Source organism: Syntrophales bacterium (assembly GCA_030018935.1).
Taxonomy (GTDB): domain Bacteria; phylum Desulfobacterota; class Syntrophia; order Syntrophales; family CG2-30-49-12; genus CG2-30-49-12.
This window is the reverse complement of the sequence record JASEGZ010000007.1, coordinates 17012-38339: the sequence shown is the minus strand read 5'-3', so window position 1 is coordinate 38339 and position 21328 is coordinate 17012. Positions and strand designations below refer to the sequence as shown.

Sequence of the window (21328 nt, the reverse complement as noted above, 5' to 3'; positions counted from 1 at the left end):
CCACCTGCACGGGTAGAATTGATATGTAGGAAAGACCTATTATACAGTTTTGCACCCAGCATCTGCAAAAGTAATAAATCACCTTTGGGCGATATGCCTGAATACTGATTAAACACTGGTCTATATAACCTCCATATCTTTCCTCACCTCTTCTTCAACCGCCTCAACTATATGTTCCCTTATCCCTTCTATGTTGTGCATAAATGGGTCTATGGCCTTTATCCTCTCAGTAAGTTCCTTTTTACCGGCATCCTCAATCCATCTTGAAAAGTCATCTATTCCACCTCCCAGACGTATCCTTGCCTCATAGAAATGATAGTATATAGAGCCCGAATCAACATATTTTATAGCCATAAGAAACTCTGCAAGGTTCTTGGCTCTTATTCCGACAGGAAATATGAGTATTGCTGTCTCATTGAAGAAAAATTCATTGCTCGGCATTGCCTCCCTCGGCGCCGGAAATCTTTTTAGATAGTCATCTATTACACCCAATAGTTCTTTTCTCAAATCACTAATATCTTTAAAGTCATATGGGTCTATATTTGAAAGTTGCTCCGCCAATGCCCTTTCCTCAAGGCTCTCTCCTGCCCAATGTGCAAAGTCACTGGTGTATTCAAGAATGTGTCCTTTTAAAAAATACTGGTAGGTATGATGAAATATGCACTCATCACTTACTGTGGCTATTGCATCTCTTAGTTCTCGGAGATTTTTGGCCTTTTTACCTGTGGATTTTAAAATGCTTATGCATTGTTTAAATTCAAAAGGCTCGCTTATTTCTTCCATTCCTTTTCCTCTCTTAGATAGACAAACCTCCGCGTAAGGGATACTACCCAATTTTCGTGAAAAGATATTAAAATGGGTGATAAAGCAATTAACGGAGGATTTTAGCGATTTTATGTTACTGTGATAAGGAAATACTTTTTTTTACCTTTCCTTAGACGGATTTCACCCTGATCGTTTATGTGATTCAGGCCGATTCTCTCATCGAAAGACGTGATCTGCCGTTCGTTGACATATCCGCCTCCTTGAGCGATTACCCTTCTGGCCTCTCCGCTGGTGCCGCACAGACCAGCGTCATGAAAGAGTTTAAAGGCAGGAATGCCCGCTTCCAGGTCTTTTCTGGTTTTCGTAATCGAAGGTATTGCCGAAATATCTCCGGCAACATCGCCCCGCGGGATCTTGCTTGACGGAAACAGCACGTGATCAACTGGCCTTGTCTTGAAGGCCTCTGACGATGCTTTCCAGGCAGCTACTGCCGCTCCTTCTCCGTGGGTAATTTTCGTTGCCTCAAAGGCCAGCACTGCTTTTGCCATATTTAACTGAGAATTGGCCAGCCCTTTTGTCTGCCTGATCTCTTCCATCGGTAAAAAGGTGAAAAGAGCCAGAAATCTTTCCACATCGGCATCATCGGTATTGATCCAGTATTGGTAATATTCGTAAGGTGATGTCAGCTCCGGATCAAGCCATACAGCCCCCGTTTCTGTTTTGCCCATCTTATGTCCCGGGGAAGTTATGATCAAGGGAAACGTTATACAATGCACTGTTTTCCCCTCAACCCTCCTGATCAGCTCGGCCCCCGCCAGCATATTCCCCCACTGATCGTTTCCCCCCATCTGGAGAACACAATCGTAATGCTGGAAGAGATATAAAAAATCATACGCCTGCAGAAGCATATAACTAAATTCTATAAAGTTAAGTCCTTTTTCAAGGCGCGTCCTGTAACTCTCTGCGGCCAGCATCCTGTTCACACTGAAATGTCGTCCAATATCCCTTAAAAAATCAATATATTTGAGGTCTGTCAGCCAATCTGCATTATTTAACAAAATGCCCTTACCTTCATTAAAATCAATGTATCTGGAGAGCTGTTTCTGCAAACATTGTGTATTATGGGCGATTTGGTCGGGTTTGAGAATCTGACGCATCTCGGATTTGCCACTCGGGTCACCGATGAGACCTGTTCCTCCGCCGACCAGGACAATTGGTCTGTGTCCCTGCCTCTGCATGTGGGCCAGGGCCATGATGGGAACAAGGCTTCCTAGATGCAGGCTTGCCGCAGTTGGATCGAAGCCCGCATAGCAGGTAATACGATTATTATGAAGGAGATCCTGAATCAGCGCTTCATCCGTAATCTGCTCAATAAATCCCCTTTCAAGAAAGACATCGTATACACTCTTCAAATCAAAAACTCCTGTCTTCCCTTAAGTCCTTTATCTTTACACTCAACCTTTCAATTCCCACACTCTTACCGTTATTCCCATCAACGTCTACCACGACCCCCTGAAGCCACACGTCATCCTTGGCCACATTAAACTTGTTGGGAATCTGGGTTAAAAATCTCTGGAGGACATCATCTTTCTTCAACCCGATGATAGAATCGAAAGGACCGGTCATACCTACATCGGTTATATAGGCGGTACCGCCTGGCAGGATCTTTTCATCGGCGGTCTGCACATGGGTATGGGTACCCAAGACAGCGCTGACCCTGCCATCAAGAAACCAGCCGAGGGCCTTTTTCTCTGAAGTAGCCTCTCCATGGATGTCAACAATAATAATTTTTGCCTTCTTCCTAAGCTTCCCGATCTCTCTTTCCGCCGTTCTAAAGGGACAATCGAGGGGTTGCATAAAAATTCTCCCTGCCAGATTAAGGACACCCACATGGCCTCCAGAGGAGTCGGGCATAACCACACTTCCACGGCCCGGTGAACCCTCAGGATAGTTGGCAGGTCTGAGAAGTGTTTCATAGTCTTCAACGAATCCTGTAATTTCTTTTTTATCCCATATATGGTTTCCTGAGGTCAACACATCAATGCGGCTCTGGTAAAGTTCCTCGATAATATCTCGGGTCACGCCGAACCCCCCGGCCGCATTCTCGCAATTTGCAATCACAAAACCTATTTGATACTGGGAAATGATTTGAGGAAGAACTTCCTGAACAGCTTTCCTGCCCGGCTTGCCAACAATGTCACCAATGAATAATATTTTCACATTACATTCCTATCTGGCAAAATCTGAGACCCTTGTCTCCCTGATGACAGTTACCTTGATCTGACCGGGGTACGTTAATTCTGCCTCAATTTTTTTGATAATATCCCTGCAGAGCATGACGGCGTCATTATCTGATATTTTTTCATTTTCCACAAGGATGCGGATCTCTCTCCCGGCCTGGATTGCATAACATTTATCAACGCCCCGGAAAGAATTGGCAATACTCTCCAGTTCCTCCAGACGCTTGACGTAGGTTTCCAGCGTCTCCCGGCGAGCACCGGGCCTCGACGCTGAAAGGGTATCAGCCGCCTGAACAAGGACTCCTAACAGAGTGTTTGTTCGGCCATCATCATGATGGGTGGCAATGGCCTGAACAATATTTGACGATTCACCAAATCGCCTGGCATAATCGGCCCCGATAGCCGCATGCGTTCCTTCGACCTTATGATCAACTCCCTTTCCGATATCATGAAGCAACCCTGCCCTTTTTGCCTCCTTGACATTCATCTTCAACTCCGCGGCCATCATCCCTGTAAGGTATGCCACATCTATAGAATGCTGGAGGACATTCTGGGAAAAGCTGGTGCGAAATTTGAGACTTCCGAGGAGATTGATGATCTCCGGATGAAGATCATGAACTCCTACATCAAATGATGCCCGTTCACCTGTTTCCCGAATAATAGTATTAACCTCCATCTGCACCTTCTTGACAATATCTTCGATCCTTCCCGGGTGAATTCTACCATCTGTGATCAGCCTTTCCAGCGATATTCTTGCCACTTCACGCCTTATAGGATCAAAACTTGACAGGACAACCGCTTCAGGAGTATCATCAACAATCAGGTCAATACCAGTGACAGCCTCTATGGCCCTTATATTTCTTCCCTCTCTGCCGATAATCCTTCCCTTCATCTCATCGCTCGGCAAGTTGACCACCGATACAGTATTCTCAGCGACAAATTCGCCGGCATACCGTTGAATAGCATAGGCAATGATCTCCCGAGACTTCCTGTCAGCCTCCCTTTTTGTTTCTTCTTCAATTTTTCTTATAGTGATAGCCACATCACGTTTTGCTGCAGCCTCCATGGACTGGGCAAGATAGTTCTTTGCCTCTTCGGAGGAAATTCCCGCAATCTTTTCCAGCCTTTCTCTCTGCTCTTCAATCATGCGATTTAACCTGTCGTATTTTTCACCGAGGAGGGATTCCTTTTGTATCAGGTTTTTTTCCCTGTTCTCTATATTCGCCTCCTTCTGTGACAGTGTATCTATCCTTTTATCAAGGTTTTCCTCTTTAGAGCGAAACCTCCTTTCTAAGTTGTCAAGTTCAAGCTTTCTGCCCTCCGTATCTTTTTCAAATTCAGTTTTTAATTTGAGGAGATTTTCTTTAACCTGAAGGACAGCCTCCTTCTTGATGGTTTCCGCTTCCTTTTTTGCCTCACCAATAATTCTTTCCGCAAGTTTCTCTGAAGATTCCAGTCTTTTCCTGGAAAGTCTCTGTCTCAGTATATATCCTAACACTAGACCAATGGCAATTGAACCTAATATCGTCAATATGATCATGCTGCTGTATAGCAAAGTCTTTTCACCTCCTTCAGCTCCTGTTTTGTCGTTTGAGGGCAGAGCACTAACAAACGACGAAAGGAAAAACCAAACTATCAATTAAATGATATTTTTTGCGTTAAGGGGGACAAAAATAGGGAAAGGAACAAGAAGGAAAAATGGGTTACAGGAATCAATCACGGAGAAAAAATAAAAACCCCCCACTGATGCCGTGTTAACCACCTTTTTGAACCTCTCAACAAGGTGGGTACCCTGTTGTTGCTTCAGGCTTTCCACCTCCCCCTCTCAGGAGATATAGGCAGACATGCACACAGCGAACAAGGAAAGGTTTCCCGTTTCAAGGTGTTGGCTCAAAAAATGAACGTTAAGCACGCACATCGCAGGGGATTAATTTATTTCATCTATAAGATTGATTAACTCTTCAGATCTGCTTTCCAGTTGACTGTAAATACCTCTATTTACTTCCTCAAATTTGAAGTGCTCATCGGCAATGTTTAAAGCCACCATGATGGCAACATTCAAGGTGTTGATATTGCTTGATGCTTTTCCTATTTCCTCCACCTTGTTATTAACATACCGTACAACATTTGCCACATGTTCATCCCCCGAATCACTTACAACTGAAAGCTCCTGCCCCAGTATTTTGATATTAAAGCGCTTTTTCAAATACGCTACCTCAAAATTTATTACAACACATCTATATCCTGAAGCAAATCAAGAAGTGAGTCCACCTTTGTGCGTACAGCGTCCCTTTCCTCGTTTAATTTTCCTATCTTAATGCTTGTCTCCCCCAACTCCAGCTCTTTATTTCTTAGAAGTTCCTCTAACTCCTGATCCCTTTTTTTTAGTAGCGAATGTTCGTGGATAAGGTTTTTTATCTTTTCTTCCAGTTCTTCAAATTTCCCGAATTCCACAATTCACCACTTTCCTCGTCCACGGTTACTTCTATCGCCATGACTTTAATACTTAATATGTTGTTTATAAATATCAGCTCAACTTGTAAAAGTCAAGACCTTTTTAACCTTTTCTCTAAGAGGCCCAAAAACGGTGAAGTTCATTTAATATCAGTTCCTCTTTAGGGAGTGAATTTGCCATCTGTCTGAACTGAGAACCGCCCCTCAAACCCTTTGTATACCACAGGAGGTGTTTACGGAAACTTCTGATCCCGAAACTCTCCCCGGCGTAAACGATTTCCATGTTCAGGTGGCGTTTAATGACCGTTTTTCTCTCAGACAGAGAAGGGGAGGGGAAAACATGTTGACCTCCAAGGCTAAGCGCGATATCTCTGAAAATCCAGGGATTTCCCAGTACACCCCTTCCTACCATCACACCATCACATCCAGTCATATTTATCATTCTGAGTGCATCTTCAGCGCTTCTTATATCTCCATTTCCTATCACAGGGATATGCAAATTCTTCTTTACCGTTTCAATAATATTCCAGTCTGCCGAGCCGCTAAATCCTTGTTCCGCTGACCGGGGATGGAGAATTACCGCATTGGCCCCACAATCCTCGGCGATACGAGCGATCTCGAGAGCCTTCCTATCATGATGATGCCACCCTGAACGGATTTTAACTGTCAAAGGCAGAAGGGTAGCCTTCCTGACTGTCCGTAGGATAAGGGCCACCTGTGCAGGATCCTTCATCAGGGCAGACCCCGCACCTGTTTGGACAACCTTTCTGGCAGGACAACCCATATTAATGTTTAGAAGATCAGCACCTCGGTCTGTAACGATCTGTGCTGCTTCGGCAAGGACATCTGGATCAGATCCGAATATCTGCATACCGAGAGGCCTATCGTCTGGTGAGCTGTCAAGATACCGGTAACTTTTCCCCGTATTCCTAACCAGACCAGCAGCACTGATCATCTCGGTAAAAGCGAGGGCGCACCCGAATTCTCTCACAAGGGTTCTAAACGGCAAGTTCGTAATACCTGCCATGGGAGCCAGAAATACGTTACTTTTTAATGATAATTTACCTATTTTCACCTGACTGAAAATCCTATATTGACTGTCTAAAGGTCTTTGATATCTCTCGTGAACTTTAACTTACCCTCTTTGAGCATAGACACCTTGTTACCTTCTATCCATGATTGGAGATATTCATTCTTCTTGATTTCTAAGAGGATATTTTTCAGGCGTTCCTTTTTTGCTTCAAAGTCATAGTTGTCAATCCCCCCTCTTTCCTTGAATTGGATGATCACAAAGTTTCCATCAATATTAAACACCTTGTCTGGATAGGGTTTCTTCTCAGAGATTTGAAAGAGGGCTTCGTTCAGTTCCTGCGAAAAGCCAAGCTCAGGTACCTCAGAGCCAGGCAAAAAGAATCCTGTTTCAGTTACCTTCAGTCCCTTTTGCTGGGATATATTTTTAAGATCTTCTCCTTTTTTCAGGCGGTTGAGGATGGCTTCAGAGGCCTGTTTACACAAACGTCTAGATTCTTCCTCAATATAATGTCTTTCAACCTCCCTTTCGATTTCATTCAAAGATGGTATGTAAGAAGGTTTTCTGGCCGTGAGCTTGAGGATGTAGTATCCTCTATCGTCTGACAGAACCTTACTGATCTCATTCCTTTGCAGGTTAAAGGCGGTTCTGGCAAATGCGGGAAGCTGGCTGAATTCCGGTGGGGGATTGTTCAAGGAGAAAAATCTGGTGGTGTTAATCTTCAGTTTTTTCCGGGTTGCGTATGCGTCAAAATTTTCCTCCTGATAAATGGTATCATGAGCCTTTTTTGCCTCTTCTACAGCGATAAGCATTCCCTTTATCTTTTTTAATTCAGCGACAATCTTATCTTTAACCTCCGATAGGGGTGCAGCCTTGTCCCCTGTTTTTAAAAACTCATCCTTGTGATGCTCGTAGTAATCTATCACATCAGTATCGGCTACCTCCATAGAAGGGGCGAAACCCTGGCCTGAAAATGAAATATATTTAATCTGAATCTGTTCCGGTTTGCGGAAATCATTACCGTGCACCTTCAGGTATGCTTCTAAATCTTTCCGTGAAGGTGTGACTTTTCCTCTAAAATCTTTTGTGGAGAGCTGAAGTAAGTTTATGTTAGTTTTCTCATTTTGAAATCTATACAGATCATACACCTCTTGATCTGAGACCTTGACGGCATCCAGAATGAGATTTTCCACCTTTGCTATGGTTAATACCTTTTTCTGTCCGTCCTCGAACTTTTCGGGGGTCATCTTATTAGAACGCAGCATTTGCCGATAGATTCGGTCGTCAAAAGCGCCGTTTCTCTGGAAAGCAGGAAGAGAGAGGATGGAGGCTTTGACCTCTTCAGCGGTAACCTCCAGTTTGAGTTCGTTGGCCTGATGAAGGATGATGGCCTGATAAATCAGGTTGTCGAGGGCCTGCTGTTTAAGGTTCAATTCCTTCAGGAGATCATCCGTCAGTCTGTCACCATAGCGCTGGCGATAGAAGTCAATCAAATTTTCATATTCTCTCTGGAAATCTACAATGGCTATGGCCTTGCCATCAATGGTGGCAATGGTTTCAGCTTTTTGTCGTCCGCCTGTCGTACCGAAATAAAAGATGAAGACGATAACGATAACCCCCAGTATAATCTTCATGAGCCAGTTCCTGGCGTGCTTTCTCATCAATTCAAGCATGGTAATGCCCCTCCCCTCATGTATGAATGATCTGGTAATAGTTATTATAGTAACCTGTGAAATGCAATAATTTTTGTAACTATTCAGCAGTTCCAACTCCTGCCCCCCCTGAAAATTTTTTAGAAAAATACATTGATTAGGGGAATGAAATACGATATAAAAAAATCGTCTATGATCAATAGTTAGAAATAATTTCTAGTTACTGATCACTAAGCTAATATCCCATAAAACGGAGGAGGAAAGACATTGCTATTCGATTTTATTTTGGGGAAATTTTCCAATGACCTGGCCATAGACTTAGGAACGGCCAATACACTGGTTTACGTGAAAGGTAAAGGTATTGTGCTGTGTGAGCCTTCGGTGGTCGCTGTTCACAGAGATTCAAAGGGTGTGAAAAAGGTCCTCGCTGTCGGTGCGGAAGCCAAAAAAATGCTGGGACGGACCCCCGGTAATATCGTTGCCATCAGACCAATGAGGGATGGTGTGATTGCTGATTTCGATATTACAGAAGCAATGCTGAGGCATTTCATCCTCCGTGTCCACAATCGCAGGGCCCTGGTTCGTCCGAGGATCATTGTGTCGGTGCCGTCCTGCATTACCCAAGTCGAGAGGCGAGCCGTCAGGGAGACCGTGGAATCCGCTGGTGCCAGGGAGATTTATCTCATTGAAGAACCAATGGCAGCGGCCATTGGGGCCGGCTTACCGATAACGGAGCCGATAAGTTCCATGATTGTGGATATTGGTGGAGGAACAACGGAGGTTGCTGTGATATCCCTGGGGGGTATTGTTTATTCAAAGTCTGTCCGGATTGCCGGTGATAAGATAGATGAGGAAATCGTGCAGTATATGAAAAGAAAGTACAGTCTCCTCATCGGGGAGCAGTCAGCGGAGATTATAAAGACGACGATCGGGTGTGCCTATCCGGAGAAGGAATTGCGAACGACTAATGTCAAGGGAAGGGATCTGATATCAGGTATTCCCAAAATTGTTGAGATTAATTCGGAAGAAATACGAGAGGCAATTATGGAATCGGTCCGCATTATTGTAGATACCATAAAGGATGCCCTGGAGAATGCCCCTCCGGAATTAGCGGGTGACATTGTTGACAGAGGTATTGTTTTAGCTGGTGGAGGGGCCCTCTTGAGAAATATAGATGTTCTTATTAGAGAAGAAATGGGTCTCCCCATTGTTGTAACGGATGATCCCCTTTCGACGGTAGCCATAGGTGCCGGCATGGCCCTCGATCACCTGGATATACTGAAAGAAATTGCCATTCAGGCGTGAAAAGTAGAGGCTTGTGTAGGTTATAGTACAGGCTATAGCAATAGATATCTGTTGCTTACTCACTGCTATACAACGGCACTCGAAAAAATTATGGCGTGCCTCCGGCCCGTTTTCCGCAGTGGTAAGGGGGTGTTTTTTCTTGTTTATCCGTATGGGCAAAAATGCTATTCCTAAAAAATATCAGTTAATTATAATAATATTTACTCTCATTATAGTCCTTCTTTCCCTGATCTCCCACAGTGTGAAGCGTTCGTCTGAGACCGGTATTTTTGAAAAATTGGTGTTAGAAATGGCGGCACCTTTGCTGGACGTGATAAACACACCTTTTAAAGAACTGACAAACGTATGGAAACGATATATCTTTCTGGTGGGACTGGAGAAAGAAAACAGACGTCTCAAAGAAAAAAATTCCCTGTTGACAAAACAATTGATTCAGTATCAGGAAGGGTATCTGGAGGGAATACGGTTACAAAAACTTCTGGGACTCAAAGAAAATCTTAATTACCCTACCGTTGCTGCCAGAGTTATAAACAGGAACAGGTTGTCGGTATTTCAGACGGTATTAATCAATGAGGGGAGCGTTCATAATTTAAGGGTCGGGCTACCGGTTGTGAGTGATCAGGGAGTTGTAGGTAGGATCATCGAGGCATCATGGCATGTATCGAAAATTCTCCTTCTCACCGATGAAAGTAGCAAAATTGACGCCTTGGTTCAGCGAACAAGGGCCCCGGGTATCCTACAGGGTTCGGGTTTTATATCTCACCTGAAATATGTTCTTAAGACTGATGATGTCAGGGTGGGAGATGCCGTTATCTCCTCAGGTGTGGGAGGTGTCTTCCCTAAGGGATTGCTGCTCGGTTTTGTTACGAGGGTGGATAAGAAAGATGTCGCCTTATTTCAGAAGATTGAGGTAACTCCGTCCGTTGATGTTGCCAGGACCGAGGAGGTTCTCGTAATTTTACTGGATAATAAGGGTGATAAAAAGTGATTTATCTCATTTTCCTGCCATTGTTCTTATTGTTATTAGTTGTATTTCAGGCAACTGTCACGGATACTCTGTTTTTCGGTGAGGTTGGCGTGGAAATATCCCTTTTACTGGTAGTTTATGCCGGATTTTACCTGAAGGTAATAAAAGGGTTCATTTTGAGCTTTATCCTCGGTTTTTTTCTTGACTGTATCATGGGTTCGCAATCCGGCCTTTTCACCTTCCTGTATACCTTGTTATTTTTTATTTCCACGCTCGTTTCTTTGAAGTTCTATCCAGAAAGGGCATCGTTCATCATGATTTTTACCTTCCTATGTGCACTCTTAGAGCAAATGTTAATCATTTTATTTAACAGGCTGATGTATGGGATTGATTTGTTTCACCATGTATTAAGGGTTTTTCTACCCCAGGCACTGTTAGTCAGTATACTCAGCCCAGCTTTTTTTAATATGTTCTCCCGGCTTGAGGTGTTGTTAAATGGAAAAGATGCAAAAGCTATTAAAAGGACATGAACCTCATGAATTCCGGCAAAGATTCAAGATATTGTTTGTCATTGTGACTGTTGCCCTGTCCATTTTGATCTTCAGAATATGGTATCTACAGATCATCGGGGGAGATGATTTAAGGCAGAGATCAGAAAATAACAGCATTCGACTTCATAAAATCGAACCATTAAGGGGTTTGATTATGGATAACAACGGGCAGGTTCTGGTAGACAGTCGTCCCTCTTTTGATATTTTGTTTGTGCCCAATCGTACCACAGATATCCACGATGTGATAAGAAAACTGAATTATCTGTATGCGGAAAAAGCCACGATGTTTTCGACCGAGTTGCTCCCGGCGGGAAAGGTTAAGCCCTTTGTACCGATCAAACTGGAAAAAAATATCAACAGAGAGAAACTGGCCATCGTTGAGACGCATGCCATGGATTTGCCAGGTGTAGTTGTTGAAGTGGATCCCATCAGGCAATACCTTCCCGGAGAGATGATGACTCATGTTCTCGGTTATACGGGTGAGACCTGTCAAGAGGAACTGGAAAAAGACACCTCAGGTGAATATAGCATCGGTGATACGGTGGGCAAATACGGCATAGAAAGGTATTTTGATCGGTATCTCAGAGGTAAAATGGGTGCAAAACAGGTGGAAGTCAATGTCTTTGGTCAAGAAGTTAAAGTCCTCGGAAAGGTTGAGCCTGTTTCCGGTTACAGTATAGTGCTGACCATTGATTCATTTCTGCAAAAAATTGCCTGGGATGCCATGAAAGACAGAGCAGGTTCAGTGGTTGTCATGGACCCACGTGATGGTTCCGTACTGGCTATGGTAAGTGCACCATCCTTTGATCCGAATCTCTTCAGCGGAGGGATTTCTTTTGCAGATTGGGAAGAGTTATCGTCTGATCTCCGGCACCCTATGGAAAACAGGGCAATTTCGGGTCAGTATCCTCCCGGTTCTACTTATAAGTTGATTGTCGCCGCCGCCGCTCTTGAGGAAGGATTGATCACCCCGGAGACAAAATTTTTCTGTCCCGGATCATTCGATCTGGGTAACAGGACTTACCGGTGTTGGCAAAAAAAAGGCCATGGCTGGGTTGACCTGCACCGTGCTATTGTAGAATCCTGCGACGTCTATTTTTATAATTTGGGAAAGTTGATCGGTGTTGATAAATTAGCCCGGTATGCCCGTGGCTTTGGTTTTGGTGCGGTTACGGGGATCGATCTCTCTCGAGAGAAGAGCGGTTTAATCCCCACAAAAGAATGGAAACTTGCCAAGTTTGGCGAACCATGGCAGATGGGTGAAACTATTTCCCTTTCCATCGGTCAGGGATTTAACTCTGTCACTACGATCCAACTCTTAAATGCTTACTGCGCCGTGGCAAATGGTGGAACACTCTGGCGTCCCAGGATCATAAAACGGATAGAAACAGGAGATGGTCGGCCTTTCAAGACATTCAATCCTGAGAAAAAATCCTCCCTTCCCATCAGTCGAAAAAACATTGATCTCCTGAATTATGCACTATGGGGTGTGGTTAATGAAAGGGGTGGGACTGGATATGCCGCAAGAAGAACGGAAGCGGATGTTTGTGGAAAGACCGGTACCGCTCAGGTTATCGGTATGCCGGAGGATAGAAAAGCACGTAGAGAAAAGATCATTCCCTTGAGATTCAGAGATCACGCCCTCTTCGTTTGTTTTGCACCGTATAAAAATTCGGAAATAGCGGTGGCGGTTATTGTAGAGCATGCCGGTCACGGAGGAACCGTTGCTGCCCCGATTGCCAGAAAGATTATAGATGCATACTTTAAACGTAAATACCCAGTAACTACAGTCGTAAGTCCCAAGTCGTAAGTCATAAACACAAAATTCAAAACAATGAAATTTGATCGCCGATTGTTTTTCCATTTTGATTGGACACTTCTCATTCTGGTCCTGCTCATTAGCTTTATCGGCCTTTTAAACATTTACAGTACCGGTTACAGTATAGCCGATTTCAAGCAGTCACCCCTTTATATCAAGCAGGTTCAATGGATTCTTATAGGTCTTGCATGTATGGGAGTAGCCCTCTGTATTGACTATCGCCTTATCAGTGGCTACGCCTATATTATTTATACGTTTTCCCTCCTTCTTCTCGTAGGTGTATTTTTGTACGGAAATGCAGCCCATGGTTCTCAGAGGTGGATTGTCATAGGAGGATTTTCCTTTCAACCTTCAGAATTAGTAAAATTAACGATGATACTGGCGCTGGCAAGATACTTTGATGACCACAAGACAGATAAAAGCTACAGCTTGAGAGAACTCTTCGTTCCTTTTCTGATCGTAGTGATTCCGTTTTTATTCATCTTGAAACAGCCTGATCTTGGTACGGCATTGATCCTGGTCATCCTTTTCTTATCAATTGTCTTATTTGTTGGTATAGATTGGAAGTCCCTTGTTTTCGCTGTCACTGGCTGTGTTGTGCTGATTCCCGTGGGCTGGCATTTTCTGAAGGATTATCAGAAGGAGCGGATTGTTACCTTTTTCAGTCCGGAGAGAGACCCCCTCGGTGCCGGGTATCACATCATTCAATCAATAATCGCTGTCGGTTCGGGAGGTATCCTGGGAAAGGGGTTCTTAAAGGGGACGCAGACTCAACTGAAATTTCTGCCGGTACAGCAGACGGATTTTGTTTTTTCCGTTTTTGCAGAGGAGTGGGGCTTTCTTGGAGGACTAATTTTGCTAATTGTGTTTTTAATATTGATATTGTGGTGTTTGAAGATCGGTCTCCATTCAAGGGATCTGGTGGGTACCCTGATATCCTTCGGCATTACAATGCTTATCTTCTGGGAGGTATTTATCAATATCGGGATGGTTCTGGGTATACTTCCCGTTGTGGGTATTCCCCTGCCTTTTTTGAGTTATGGAGGCTCTTCCATGGTTGTGCTGCTGACAGGCATTGGACTGCTGATGAGTATCAGTATGAGGAGATTTATTCTCCGGCCCTAGACTTTTTTAAGGCTGCCGCGTCGTCACGATAAACCTGAAAAAATAGCCCCGAAAGGGTATCGGGAAAGTATGCACGGAGTCAAAATAATCTCTTTAAACGGGCTTTTAGACACCAATAGACATAAAGAATTATGGGCAAAAGTTCAAGAAGGTTTGAGAACACTGCAAGGGTTAATTTCCTATATAGAAAAGTCTGGCGTCTAAAGTCTGAAGTCCAGTGTCTGAATTGCAGTAGGAGACCTCTGTAAGATATAAACATGGATGTCCCTTATCAATGAAAGGGTAAGGGGAGTAGGGATGAGGATGACAAAGTGGACAGTGTTTTATCAGATGGTAACATCTCGTGACAAAATTAATGCTGGATTTCTCCTGTTTTTCTTGATCTTTTCGCTCTTCCTTTTGTTCCCCTCCCCAGTTCATGCCCGGGTGTACATTGATGAAGTGGGGAGAAAAGTAAATATCACCCCCTATCCGAAAAGAATCATATCCCTTGCCCCCAGTATAACGGAAACGCTCTTCGCCCTCGGTCTGGATAAGGAGATTGTGGGGGTAACCATGTTCTGTAATTACCCTCCCGCTGTCAGGTCGAAACCAAAGGTTGGTGGTTTTATCAACATCTCTCTCGAGAGGGTTGTTTCTCTCAGTCCCAATCTGATTATAGGTACCTCCGACGGGAATAGAAGGGAGACCGTTGAACAGTTCGAGAGAATCGGTCTTCCCGTTTACATAGTCAATCCGGTTAGTCTCGAAGATATATTAAAGATGGTGTTAGATATCGGCAGAATTACGGGGAAAGAAGATACGGCAAAAAAACTGATTTTCAACCTGCGAAGAAGGGTTGAGTCTGTTGTTTTGAAAACCAGGCAGATGAAGAAACCACGGGTATTTCTCCTCCTGGGTACCGATCCGATGATTACCGTAGGTAGGGATACCCTTCATGATAAGCTGATAACACTGGCTGGGGGAGTAAATGTCGCCGGAGGAGATACAATAAAGTATCCCCGCTACAGTATAGAGGAGGTAATGGTAAAACAACCGGATGTCATCATCATAACCTCGATGAAAAGAGAGGAAAACTTTGCCTCCCTTAGAGATAAATGGAAGAAATGGAAAAACATACCAGCAGTCAGAAATGACCGGATCTATACGATAGATACCGATCTGATAACCCGTTCCTCGCCGAGAATTATTAACGGATTGGAAGAACTGGTGAAGATAATCCATCCGGAACTTTTCCAAGGTCATCAACATTGAAATAAGGGAAAACCGCGCGGTGCTTTTTTTCCTTGACATCCAACGATTCTTGCCTTATCGTTACACCGTTAAATCATACCCGAATGGACGTGAGGAAGAGGGGTGTAAGGCCCCCGCTGCCCCGCAGCCGTGAAGGGAGCGAAAGCCCGATGAGCCACTGTCATGGGTAATACCATGGTGGGAAGGCGGGCAAGTAGATAGCCCTGAGCCGGAAGACCTGTCCATCCGAGATTCCTCGCGGGAGGTATGCCATGAAGAATTTTCTGAATCTACCTACCTACCTTATCCGTTTCCGGGAAGCTTGTAAATCAATCCTGGTTCAAGGTGTCAGATATTTTTTTGCCAAAGGCAAACTTCTCCCGCTATTTCAGATTCCGTGGGATTCTGAGCGATGAGAAAATCAATTCTATCCCGGATAATTAAGATTAACCTTTTGCTGGCTGCGGTTTTTCTTGCTGTTGTTCTTGTATCTTTGCTTGTTGGAACAGCTAAGATCGAGGTTATCGGGAGCCTCAAGGGACTCCTGTATGGATGGCATGAAGGTTTTACCGGATTGACGCCCGCAGAAAAGACTATCATCTTTTCGATTCGTTTGCCCAGGATCATCTTTGCCGGTATCGTTGGCGCTGCCCTTTCCACTGCCGGTGTTGTCTTTCAAGCCCTCCTGCGCAATCCTCTGGCGGACCCTTACATTCTCGGGATATCCGGAGGTTCGGCTGTGGGAGCCATTATTGGTATTGTTATCGGCGTAGGTTTTCTTCCATTCAGTATCCCGGCGTTGGCCCTTCTGGGTGCCGTCCTTACCGTTGTCCTCGTTTTTGCCATCGGAAGAACGAATCCAAATACCCTTCTCCTTGCAGGCGTTATCGTCAATGCCTTCTTTTCGGCGATCATCATGTTTCTCATTTCCATGAGCACCAGCGCTGAGTTGCATAATATAACGTTCTGGTTAATGGGGGATTTGAGTCTCGCAACTGCCGGCGAGATTATTCTGACAGGCATCTTTCTGATCATCGGGTTTGCCATTATCTATCTTGAGGCAGGGCCCCTGAACTTGATTGTCACCGGCGAGGAAACGGCCATGCAGTTGGGGGTAAATGTGGAAAGGACAAAAATATGGCTCTTTCTTGCCGCTTCCCTGATAACCGGGTTAGCCGTCTCCTTCAGTGGAATTATAGGCTTCGTAGGGCTTATTATCCCGCACATTATGAGGATGCTCGTTGGTTCCGATCACAGGCTGTTGCTGCCCGCCTCTCTTCTCTTCGGGGCATCCTTCCTGATCGTAGCCGATACCATTGCCAGAACGGTGATCCCCCATACAGAATTGCCGGTGGGGGTTATTACCGCTATGTGTGGCGCCCCGTATTTTATTTACCTCCTCCGCAGGAGGACTGATTGAGCCATGACGATTGTGCAGGCAAGAGAGATCGGCTTCAGATACACGGGAGAATGGGTCCTCAAGGATATCTCTTTCGTCATCGGCAAAGGGGAGTTCTGGGGGATAATCGGACCGAACGCCTCCGGTAAGACGACACTCCTCAAGATTATTGACCGGGTACTGGTTCCTCAAGAGGGGAGTGTATGGATCAAAGGCGTTAATATCAGGGAAATGAAAAGAGATGCCCTGGCCAGGCTCGTCGCCGTCGTCCCGCAGGAGGCGCCCCTGATATTTCCTTTCTGTGTCGAGGAGATAGTTTTAATGGGGAGGGCGCCCCATCTGGGAAAATTGAGGTTTGAGGGAAAGAAAGATCACGAAATAGCCCGCAGGTCAATGGAGATGACAGATACCCTCTCCTTTGCCCACAGAAGCATCGGTGAGTTAAGCGGCGGTGAACGGCAGAGGGTTTTGATCGCCCGGGCGCTGGCCCAGGAACCACAGATCATACTTCTCGATGAGCCTACGGCCTTTCTCGACATTAAACACCAGGTGAATTTCTTCAATTTGGTAAAGACCTTAAACAGGGAGGAGGGGCTGACCGTTATCTCTGTCACCCACGATATAAATTTAGCGTCACTCTACTGTGATCGAATCATCCTTCTCGACAGGGGGAGTATCCACTGTATGGGAACTCCCGGCGAGGTGATCAGGAAATCAAATATCAGGGAGGTTTATGGAACTGAGGTAATAGTGGACAGGAATCCGCAAGTCGGATTGCCGAGAGTAACACTCGTTGCAGCAAATCTGTCAGACCGAGGAAGCCGGTCAAAAGCCGGCGCTGCCCCGCAACTGTAAGCGGAACAAGACCCACATGATGCCACTGATTTCCTGAAAAGGGAACTGGGAAGGCGTGGGAAGGAGGCATAGCCGTAAGCCAGGAGACTCATCTGACAGGGCAAATAACATTCCCGACCGACGGGGAAAGGAGGTTAAGATGAGAAAAGGCAAGAAGAAAACGCCATCCTTATGGGGGTAATTTATAAGGGTAATAGAACAGAAGATGCTTTGCAGAGCTAAAACTCATAAGGAGGAATAGAACAATGAAGAAGTTGTTAACTTGCGTGGTAATTGCCCTGTTTGCAGGCATGTCTTTACCTCTTCCTATTTTTGGACAGGAGGTGGGAAAAGGAGAAGGAAAAGTTATGGAAGAGGTTGTGGTCACGGCAAGCAGGTTAGAGGAACCGTTGAGATACTCCCCTGATTCGGTCACAGTAGTGACACGGGAGGAGATGCAAAAAAAAGGTAAAAAAACGGTTATTGATGTCTTAAGAGATGTGCCGGGGGTTTCCATTGCCCAGTATGGTCAATTTGGTGGAGGGGCATCTATTTACCTCCGCGGCACGAACAATGCCCATACCTTGATTATGATTGACGGAGTGAGGGTAGGTGATCCAATGGCTACCGATGGAAAGATGAGCATCTCTGACCTCTCCACGGATAACATCGAGAGAATCGAGATCATCCGCGGGGCACAGAGCGTGTTGTATGGATCGGACGCCATCGGGGGTGTGATCAATATCATCACCCGGAAAGGAAAGGGAAAGCCTGAATTTTCTTTTTCTACCGAAGGTGGTTCATTTGAAACCTTCAGGGAAAGCTTGGGAGTCAGTGGGGCAAACGATAAAGTTAGCTATTCCGCCTCTATATTCCGTCTGGATACTAAGGGCATTTCCATGGCGGATGAAGATCTGGGAAATACGGAAGAAGATTACTACCACGATACAAATATTTCCGCCCGGCTCGATGCCAGAATAAGCGAAACGGTAAGGGTAGGCTTTTCCGTGCGCCATTCCGAATCATCTAAAGATTTAGATGGCTATGACTATGTTACCTACAAATTTGGTGACGCAGATGAGGTTCAGGATACAGACATCACCAGTGTCTCCACAAATTTCGACCAGGATATCTTTGACTGGTGGCAACATATCATTAAGCTGGGCACCACGGAGACAAAGAGAGAATACACCCAAAATGGCGCCTTTAACGGGACATACAAAGGAACGATAAGATTGGCCTCCTGGCAACATAATTTCTTCATCAAAGACATGGATACCATCACCGCCGGCTTCGATTACCAGGAAGAGAAGGGGGATGTCCAAAATCCGTGGGGGAATATCCCTGAGAAGAAGGTTGAGACAAAGAGCTTCTTTATCCAGAACAAGGCGACTCTGCTTAAAAGCCTTTTTCTTACCCTCGGCGCCCGTCATGACGACCATCAAACCGCTGGTGGTGAGGACACCTATAAAGGAGCGCTGGCCTATCTGTTTGAGCCTACCGGAACCAAGATAAGGGGAAGCTATGGCACCGGGTTTCACGCCCCCTCTCTCTTTCAACTCTACTCGTCTTACGGTGATCCGAACCTGAAACCTGAGGAGAGTAAGGGGTACGATGTGGGTATAGACCAGGAACTGTTCGCCAAGAAGATGGTGGTGTCTGTGACTTACTTTCAAACCAGCATTGATGACCTGATCGCCTTCAACTTGGCTACCTACAGGTACTACAATGTCGGTAAGGTCAAGACGAAGGGATGGGAGACGGTTTTTTCCTTCAAGCCTCTGGATTGGTTGAGCTTTGATGCCAGCTACACTTATACCGAGGCAAAAGATGAGGCAGAAGGAAGTACAAACGAAGGCAAGTATTTAATATACCGGCCAAGGCACACAGGGGCAGCTTCCCTCAACATCAAACCATGGGAAAGGTTTAACATAAACATTAACGCTCAGTATGTGGGCAAAAGATACCGGAATACCGGCAACACCGAAGAAATGCCCGCCTACACACTGGTCAACCTTGCCGTTGCCTATGATGTGGCCAACCGGTTCCAGGTTTTCGGAAAGGTGGATAATCTAACTGACAAAAAGTATCAATCAATATATCAATACGGCGAACCCGGCATCGGTGTCTATGGCGGGCTCAAGGTTACTTTTTAGGCCGGCAGGCCGCTATATGGGAGGGAGGTTAATTCCCCCCCTCCCTCTTTGCGGTGGATAGTACTATGGAGAAAATAAAGCATTACTATGAGGAAGAATGTGAGGGTAAGGAGAAGGAGATCGAGAAGTGGTATGTGTTTCAGGGATGAAAGTCTTCTTTTTTCTGAGTTGAAAAAGAGGTTTGCAGAGGCAGTGAACAGGAGAAGGGCTGAAGGTCTGCTCTTTTCCGGGGGGCTGGATTCTGCCCTTGTGGCCGCCCAGGCAAAGGATTGCCGGGCCATCTCGGTCGGTCTTGAGTCGTACGGGGAAGATGGATATTATGCCGATACTGTAGCGAAGTTTCTCAAACTTGAACATTATCACAAAACTGTAAAGATTGAGGAGGCGATCGCCACAATTCCAGAGGTTATAGGAATACTCAAAAGCTTTGATCCTGCTATTCCAAACGACGTGCCTGTCTACCTCGGCCTGAAGTTAGCGAGAGAATTAGGAATCAGGAGCATGATGACAGGTGACGGGAGTGATGAAATTTTTGTGGGTTATGATTTCATGCGGGAGATGAAAAACCTGGAACAATATATGTCCCGAATGCATTCTGCCATGCAATTCAGTGCGAATAAAATTGGAGACACCTTTGCTATTGACATCAGACAACCCTTTCTGGATAAAGAGTTTATGAAATTCAGCCAGGGGATAGGTCTGGATTTTAAGATCAAAAGAGATAAAGGACAGACATGGGGAAAGTGGATACTCAGGAGGGCCTTTGCAGGCGTCCTGCCGGAAGAAATACTCTGGCAGAGTAAAAGGCCTCTGGAATACGGCTCCGGCATGGCGGAGATGAGAAAGGTTGTGGAATCAAGGGTGTCGGATGAAGAGTTTGAAGAGGGGAAGAGGAGATTCCCCATAAGATTTTGGAATAAGGAACATTTCTATTACTACCGCATATACCGTGAAGTGGTAGGGGAAATTCCCGCCCCCCAAAAAGGGGAAAAAATATGCGGCTGTTGCGGTACAGGAATGGATCAGAGGGCATTTCACTGCCATGTGTGTGGAGATGTAACAGAATGGAGAAGGTTGTAAAATTAAAGGCTTTTGTTTCCTGGAGCGGTGGTAAGGATGGGGCCCTTTCTTACTACAGGGCAATGAAGAATTTCCAGATTACCCACCTCTTGAATATGATAGCTGAAGATGGCGAGGTTTCCCGATCTCACGGCATCAGAACAAGAATCTTGCAGCTCCAGGGGGAGGCGATAGGTCTTCCTGTTGTTCAGGTGAGGAGTTCATGGGAAAGCTATGAGACAGAATTTAAGAAGACCATCTCCTCTTTGAAAGAGAAAGGGGTTGAGGTGGGTATTTTTGGAGACATTGACCTCGAAGAGCATAGAGAATGGGTGGAAAGGGTCAGTAAGGAATCAGGGATAAGCGCTGTCTTACCCCTGTGGGGTGAAAAGAAAAGGGAGAATCTGATACAGGAATTGATAGAAACCGGGTTTGAAACCATTATTGTAGCTACCAGAAAGGATCTGCTGGGGCAGGAATGGCTTGGACGCAGGATTGATCATGATTTTGTCAGAGAGATCTCAAAGATCAGGGGCGTTGATATCTCTGGCGAGAACGGAGAATACCATACCTTCGTGGTATCGGGCCCCATATTCAAGAAAAGATTAAAGATCCTGAAGTCTGAAAAGATTACGCGGGAGGAGCATTGTTTTCTTGATATATCGGCATGTGAATTGGCAGAAATAGTAACCGGTGAGAAAAAGATTTTTGACAAGACATGAGAAAGCGAAAGGGGTAG

At 45.2% G+C, this 21328-nt stretch carries 18 protein-coding genes, 1 other RNA gene and 2 riboswitches; of the genes, 9 read left to right on the top strand and 10 right to left on the bottom strand.

Translation table 11 applies throughout. The features are described from left to right. Nucleotides 1-120 precede the first annotated feature (120 nt). The 9 genes from QMD03_02770 to QMD03_02730 all read right to left on the bottom strand — a co-directional run bounded on the left by QMD03_02770 (nt 121) and on the right by QMD03_02730 (nt 8162). Nucleotides 121-783 carry a DUF5752 family protein gene (locus QMD03_02770; protein ID MDI6776154.1) on the bottom strand — a complete coding sequence of 221 codons (663 nt, stop codon included), beginning with the start codon at nt 781-783 and terminating at the stop codon, nt 121-123. Between the two features lie 110 nt (nt 784-893). Then, nucleotides 894-2177 carry a tyrosine--tRNA ligase gene (gene tyrS, locus QMD03_02765; GenBank protein MDI6776153.1) on the bottom strand — a complete coding sequence of 428 codons (1284 nt, stop codon included), beginning with the start codon at nt 2175-2177 and terminating at the stop codon, nt 894-896. Nucleotide 2178: 1 nt separating this feature from the next. Next, on the bottom strand, nt 2179-2985 hold the full coding sequence (locus QMD03_02760) for a TIGR00282 family metallophosphoesterase (GenBank protein MDI6776152.1): 807 nt from the start codon (nt 2983-2985) through the stop codon (nt 2179-2181). Nucleotides 2986-2994: 9 nt separating this feature from the next. Next, nucleotides 2995-4560: a ribonuclease Y gene (gene rny, locus QMD03_02755; protein MDI6776151.1), complete on the bottom strand. Its 1566-nt coding sequence runs from the start codon at nt 4558-4560 to the stop codon at nt 2995-2997. Between the two features lie 178 nt (nt 4561-4738). Then, a non-coding RNA gene (ssrS, locus tag QMD03_02750) (6S RNA) lies at nt 4739-4934 on the bottom strand. Continuing rightward, entirely contained in the window at nt 4933-5211 is a 279-nt protein-coding gene (locus QMD03_02745) for a cell division protein ZapA (protein ID MDI6776150.1), read from the bottom strand. Before QMD03_02745 ends, ssrS begins: the two co-directional genes overlap by 2 nt. A gap of 20 nt (nt 5212-5231) precedes the next feature. Beyond that, nucleotides 5232-5459 carry a hypothetical protein gene (locus QMD03_02740; GenBank protein MDI6776149.1) on the bottom strand — a complete coding sequence of 76 codons (228 nt, stop codon included), beginning with the start codon at nt 5457-5459 and terminating at the stop codon, nt 5232-5234. A 115-nt stretch (nt 5460-5574) separates the two neighbouring features. Beyond that, the gene (gene dusB / locus QMD03_02735; GenBank protein MDI6776148.1) at nt 5575-6534 is read right to left on the bottom strand and encodes a tRNA dihydrouridine synthase DusB; all 960 of its coding nucleotides are present in this window, start codon (nt 6532-6534) and stop codon (nt 5575-5577) included. Between the two features lie 26 nt (nt 6535-6560). Next, a complete protein-coding gene (locus QMD03_02730; protein MDI6776147.1) occupies nt 6561-8162 on the bottom strand; it encodes a SurA N-terminal domain-containing protein in 1602 nt (533 codons plus the stop codon). Nucleotides 8163-8408: 246 nt separating this feature from the next. On the opposite strand from QMD03_02730, the gene QMD03_02725 reads away from it, so the two are divergent. The 6 genes from QMD03_02725 (at nt 8409) to QMD03_02700 (ending at nt 16561) form a co-directional block, all read left to right on the top strand. Next, on the top strand, nt 8409-9446 hold the full coding sequence (locus tag QMD03_02725; GenBank protein MDI6776146.1) for a rod shape-determining protein: 1038 nt from the start codon (nt 8409-8411) through the stop codon (nt 9444-9446). A 139-nt stretch (nt 9447-9585) separates the two neighbouring features. Next, nucleotides 9586-10434, top strand: coding sequence for a rod shape-determining protein MreC (mreC, locus tag QMD03_02720; GenBank protein ID MDI6776145.1), 849 nt, complete (start codon nt 9586-9588; stop codon nt 10432-10434). Between the two features lie 474 nt (nt 10435-10908). Further along, nucleotides 10909-12774 (top strand): penicillin-binding protein 2, encoded by a 1866-nt coding sequence (mrdA, locus tag QMD03_02715; GenBank protein ID MDI6776144.1) that lies wholly within the window; start codon nt 10909-10911, stop codon nt 12772-12774. A gap of 24 nt (nt 12775-12798) precedes the next feature. Next, entirely contained in the window at nt 12799-13908 is a 1110-nt protein-coding gene (rodA, locus tag QMD03_02710; protein MDI6776143.1) for a rod shape-determining protein RodA, read from the top strand. A 303-nt stretch (nt 13909-14211) separates the two neighbouring features. After that, nucleotides 14212-15162: a cobalamin-binding protein gene (locus tag QMD03_02705; protein MDI6776142.1), complete on the top strand. Its 951-nt coding sequence runs from the start codon at nt 14212-14214 to the stop codon at nt 15160-15162. 68 nt (nt 15163-15230) lie between these two features. Next, nucleotides 15231-15402: riboswitch (cobalamin riboswitch) on the top strand. A gap of 151 nt (nt 15403-15553) precedes the next feature. Beyond that, the gene (locus QMD03_02700) at nt 15554-16561 is read left to right on the top strand and encodes an iron chelate uptake ABC transporter family permease subunit (protein ID MDI6776141.1); all 1008 of its coding nucleotides are present in this window, start codon (nt 15554-15556) and stop codon (nt 16559-16561) included. Nucleotides 16562-16911: 350 nt separating this feature from the next. Here the strand turns inward: QMD03_02700 and QMD03_02695 are convergent, their stop codons facing one another. Further along, complete coding sequence (locus QMD03_02695; protein ID MDI6776140.1) at nt 16912-17079, bottom strand: hypothetical protein; 168 nt, start codon at nt 17077-17079, stop codon at nt 16912-16914. Nucleotides 17080-17294: 215 nt separating this feature from the next. Continuing rightward, a riboswitch (cobalamin riboswitch) is annotated at nt 17295-17506 on the top strand. A 134-nt stretch (nt 17507-17640) separates the two neighbouring features. On the opposite strand from QMD03_02695, the gene QMD03_02690 reads away from it, so the two are divergent. The 3 genes from QMD03_02690 to QMD03_02680 all read left to right on the top strand — a co-directional run bounded on the left by QMD03_02690 (nt 17641) and on the right by QMD03_02680 (nt 21311). Beyond that, nucleotides 17641-19530: a TonB-dependent receptor gene (locus QMD03_02690; GenBank protein ID MDI6776139.1), complete on the top strand. Its 1890-nt coding sequence runs from the start codon at nt 17641-17643 to the stop codon at nt 19528-19530. 87 nt (nt 19531-19617) lie between these two features. Continuing rightward, the gene (locus QMD03_02685; GenBank protein MDI6776138.1) at nt 19618-20610 is read left to right on the top strand and encodes an asparagine synthase-related protein; all 993 of its coding nucleotides are present in this window, start codon (nt 19618-19620) and stop codon (nt 20608-20610) included. Further along, nucleotides 20595-21311, top strand: a complete 717-nt coding sequence (locus QMD03_02680; protein MDI6776137.1) for a diphthine--ammonia ligase — start codon at nt 20595-20597, stop codon at nt 21309-21311. The genes QMD03_02685 and QMD03_02680 overlap by 16 nt, the downstream gene beginning before the upstream one ends. Nucleotides 21312-21328: the final 17 nt, after the last annotated feature.

Bases quoted from the DNA above. Each gene is read 5' to 3' on its own strand.
- mrdA (MDI6776144.1), top strand. From the start codon at position 10,909: ATGGAAAAGATGCAAAAGCTATTAAAAGGACATGAACCTCATGAATTC.
- QMD03_02770 (MDI6776154.1), bottom strand. From the start codon at position 783: ATGGAAGAAATAAGCGAGCCTTTTGAATTTAAACAATGCATAAGCATT.
- QMD03_02685 (MDI6776138.1), top strand. From the start codon at position 19,618: ATGAGGAAGAATGTGAGGGTAAGGAGAAGGAGATCGAGAAGTGGTATG.
- QMD03_02690 (MDI6776139.1), top strand. From the start codon at position 17,641: ATGAAGAAGTTGTTAACTTGCGTGGTAATTGCCCTGTTTGCAGGCATG.
- QMD03_02680 (MDI6776137.1), top strand. From the start codon at position 20,595: ATGGAGAAGGTTGTAAAATTAAAGGCTTTTGTTTCCTGGAGCGGTGGT.
- QMD03_02705 (MDI6776142.1), top strand. From the start codon at position 14,212: ATGACAAAGTGGACAGTGTTTTATCAGATGGTAACATCTCGTGACAAA.
- QMD03_02730 (MDI6776147.1), bottom strand. From the start codon at position 8,162: ATGCTTGAATTGATGAGAAAGCACGCCAGGAACTGGCTCATGAAGATT.
- rodA (MDI6776143.1), top strand. From the start codon at position 12,799: ATGAAATTTGATCGCCGATTGTTTTTCCATTTTGATTGGACACTTCTC.
- QMD03_02695 (MDI6776140.1), bottom strand. From the start codon at position 17,079: ATGTCGAGAAAGGCCGTAGGCTCATCGAGAAGTATGATCTGTGGTTCC.
- QMD03_02700 (MDI6776141.1), top strand. From the start codon at position 15,554: ATGAGAAAATCAATTCTATCCCGGATAATTAAGATTAACCTTTTGCTG.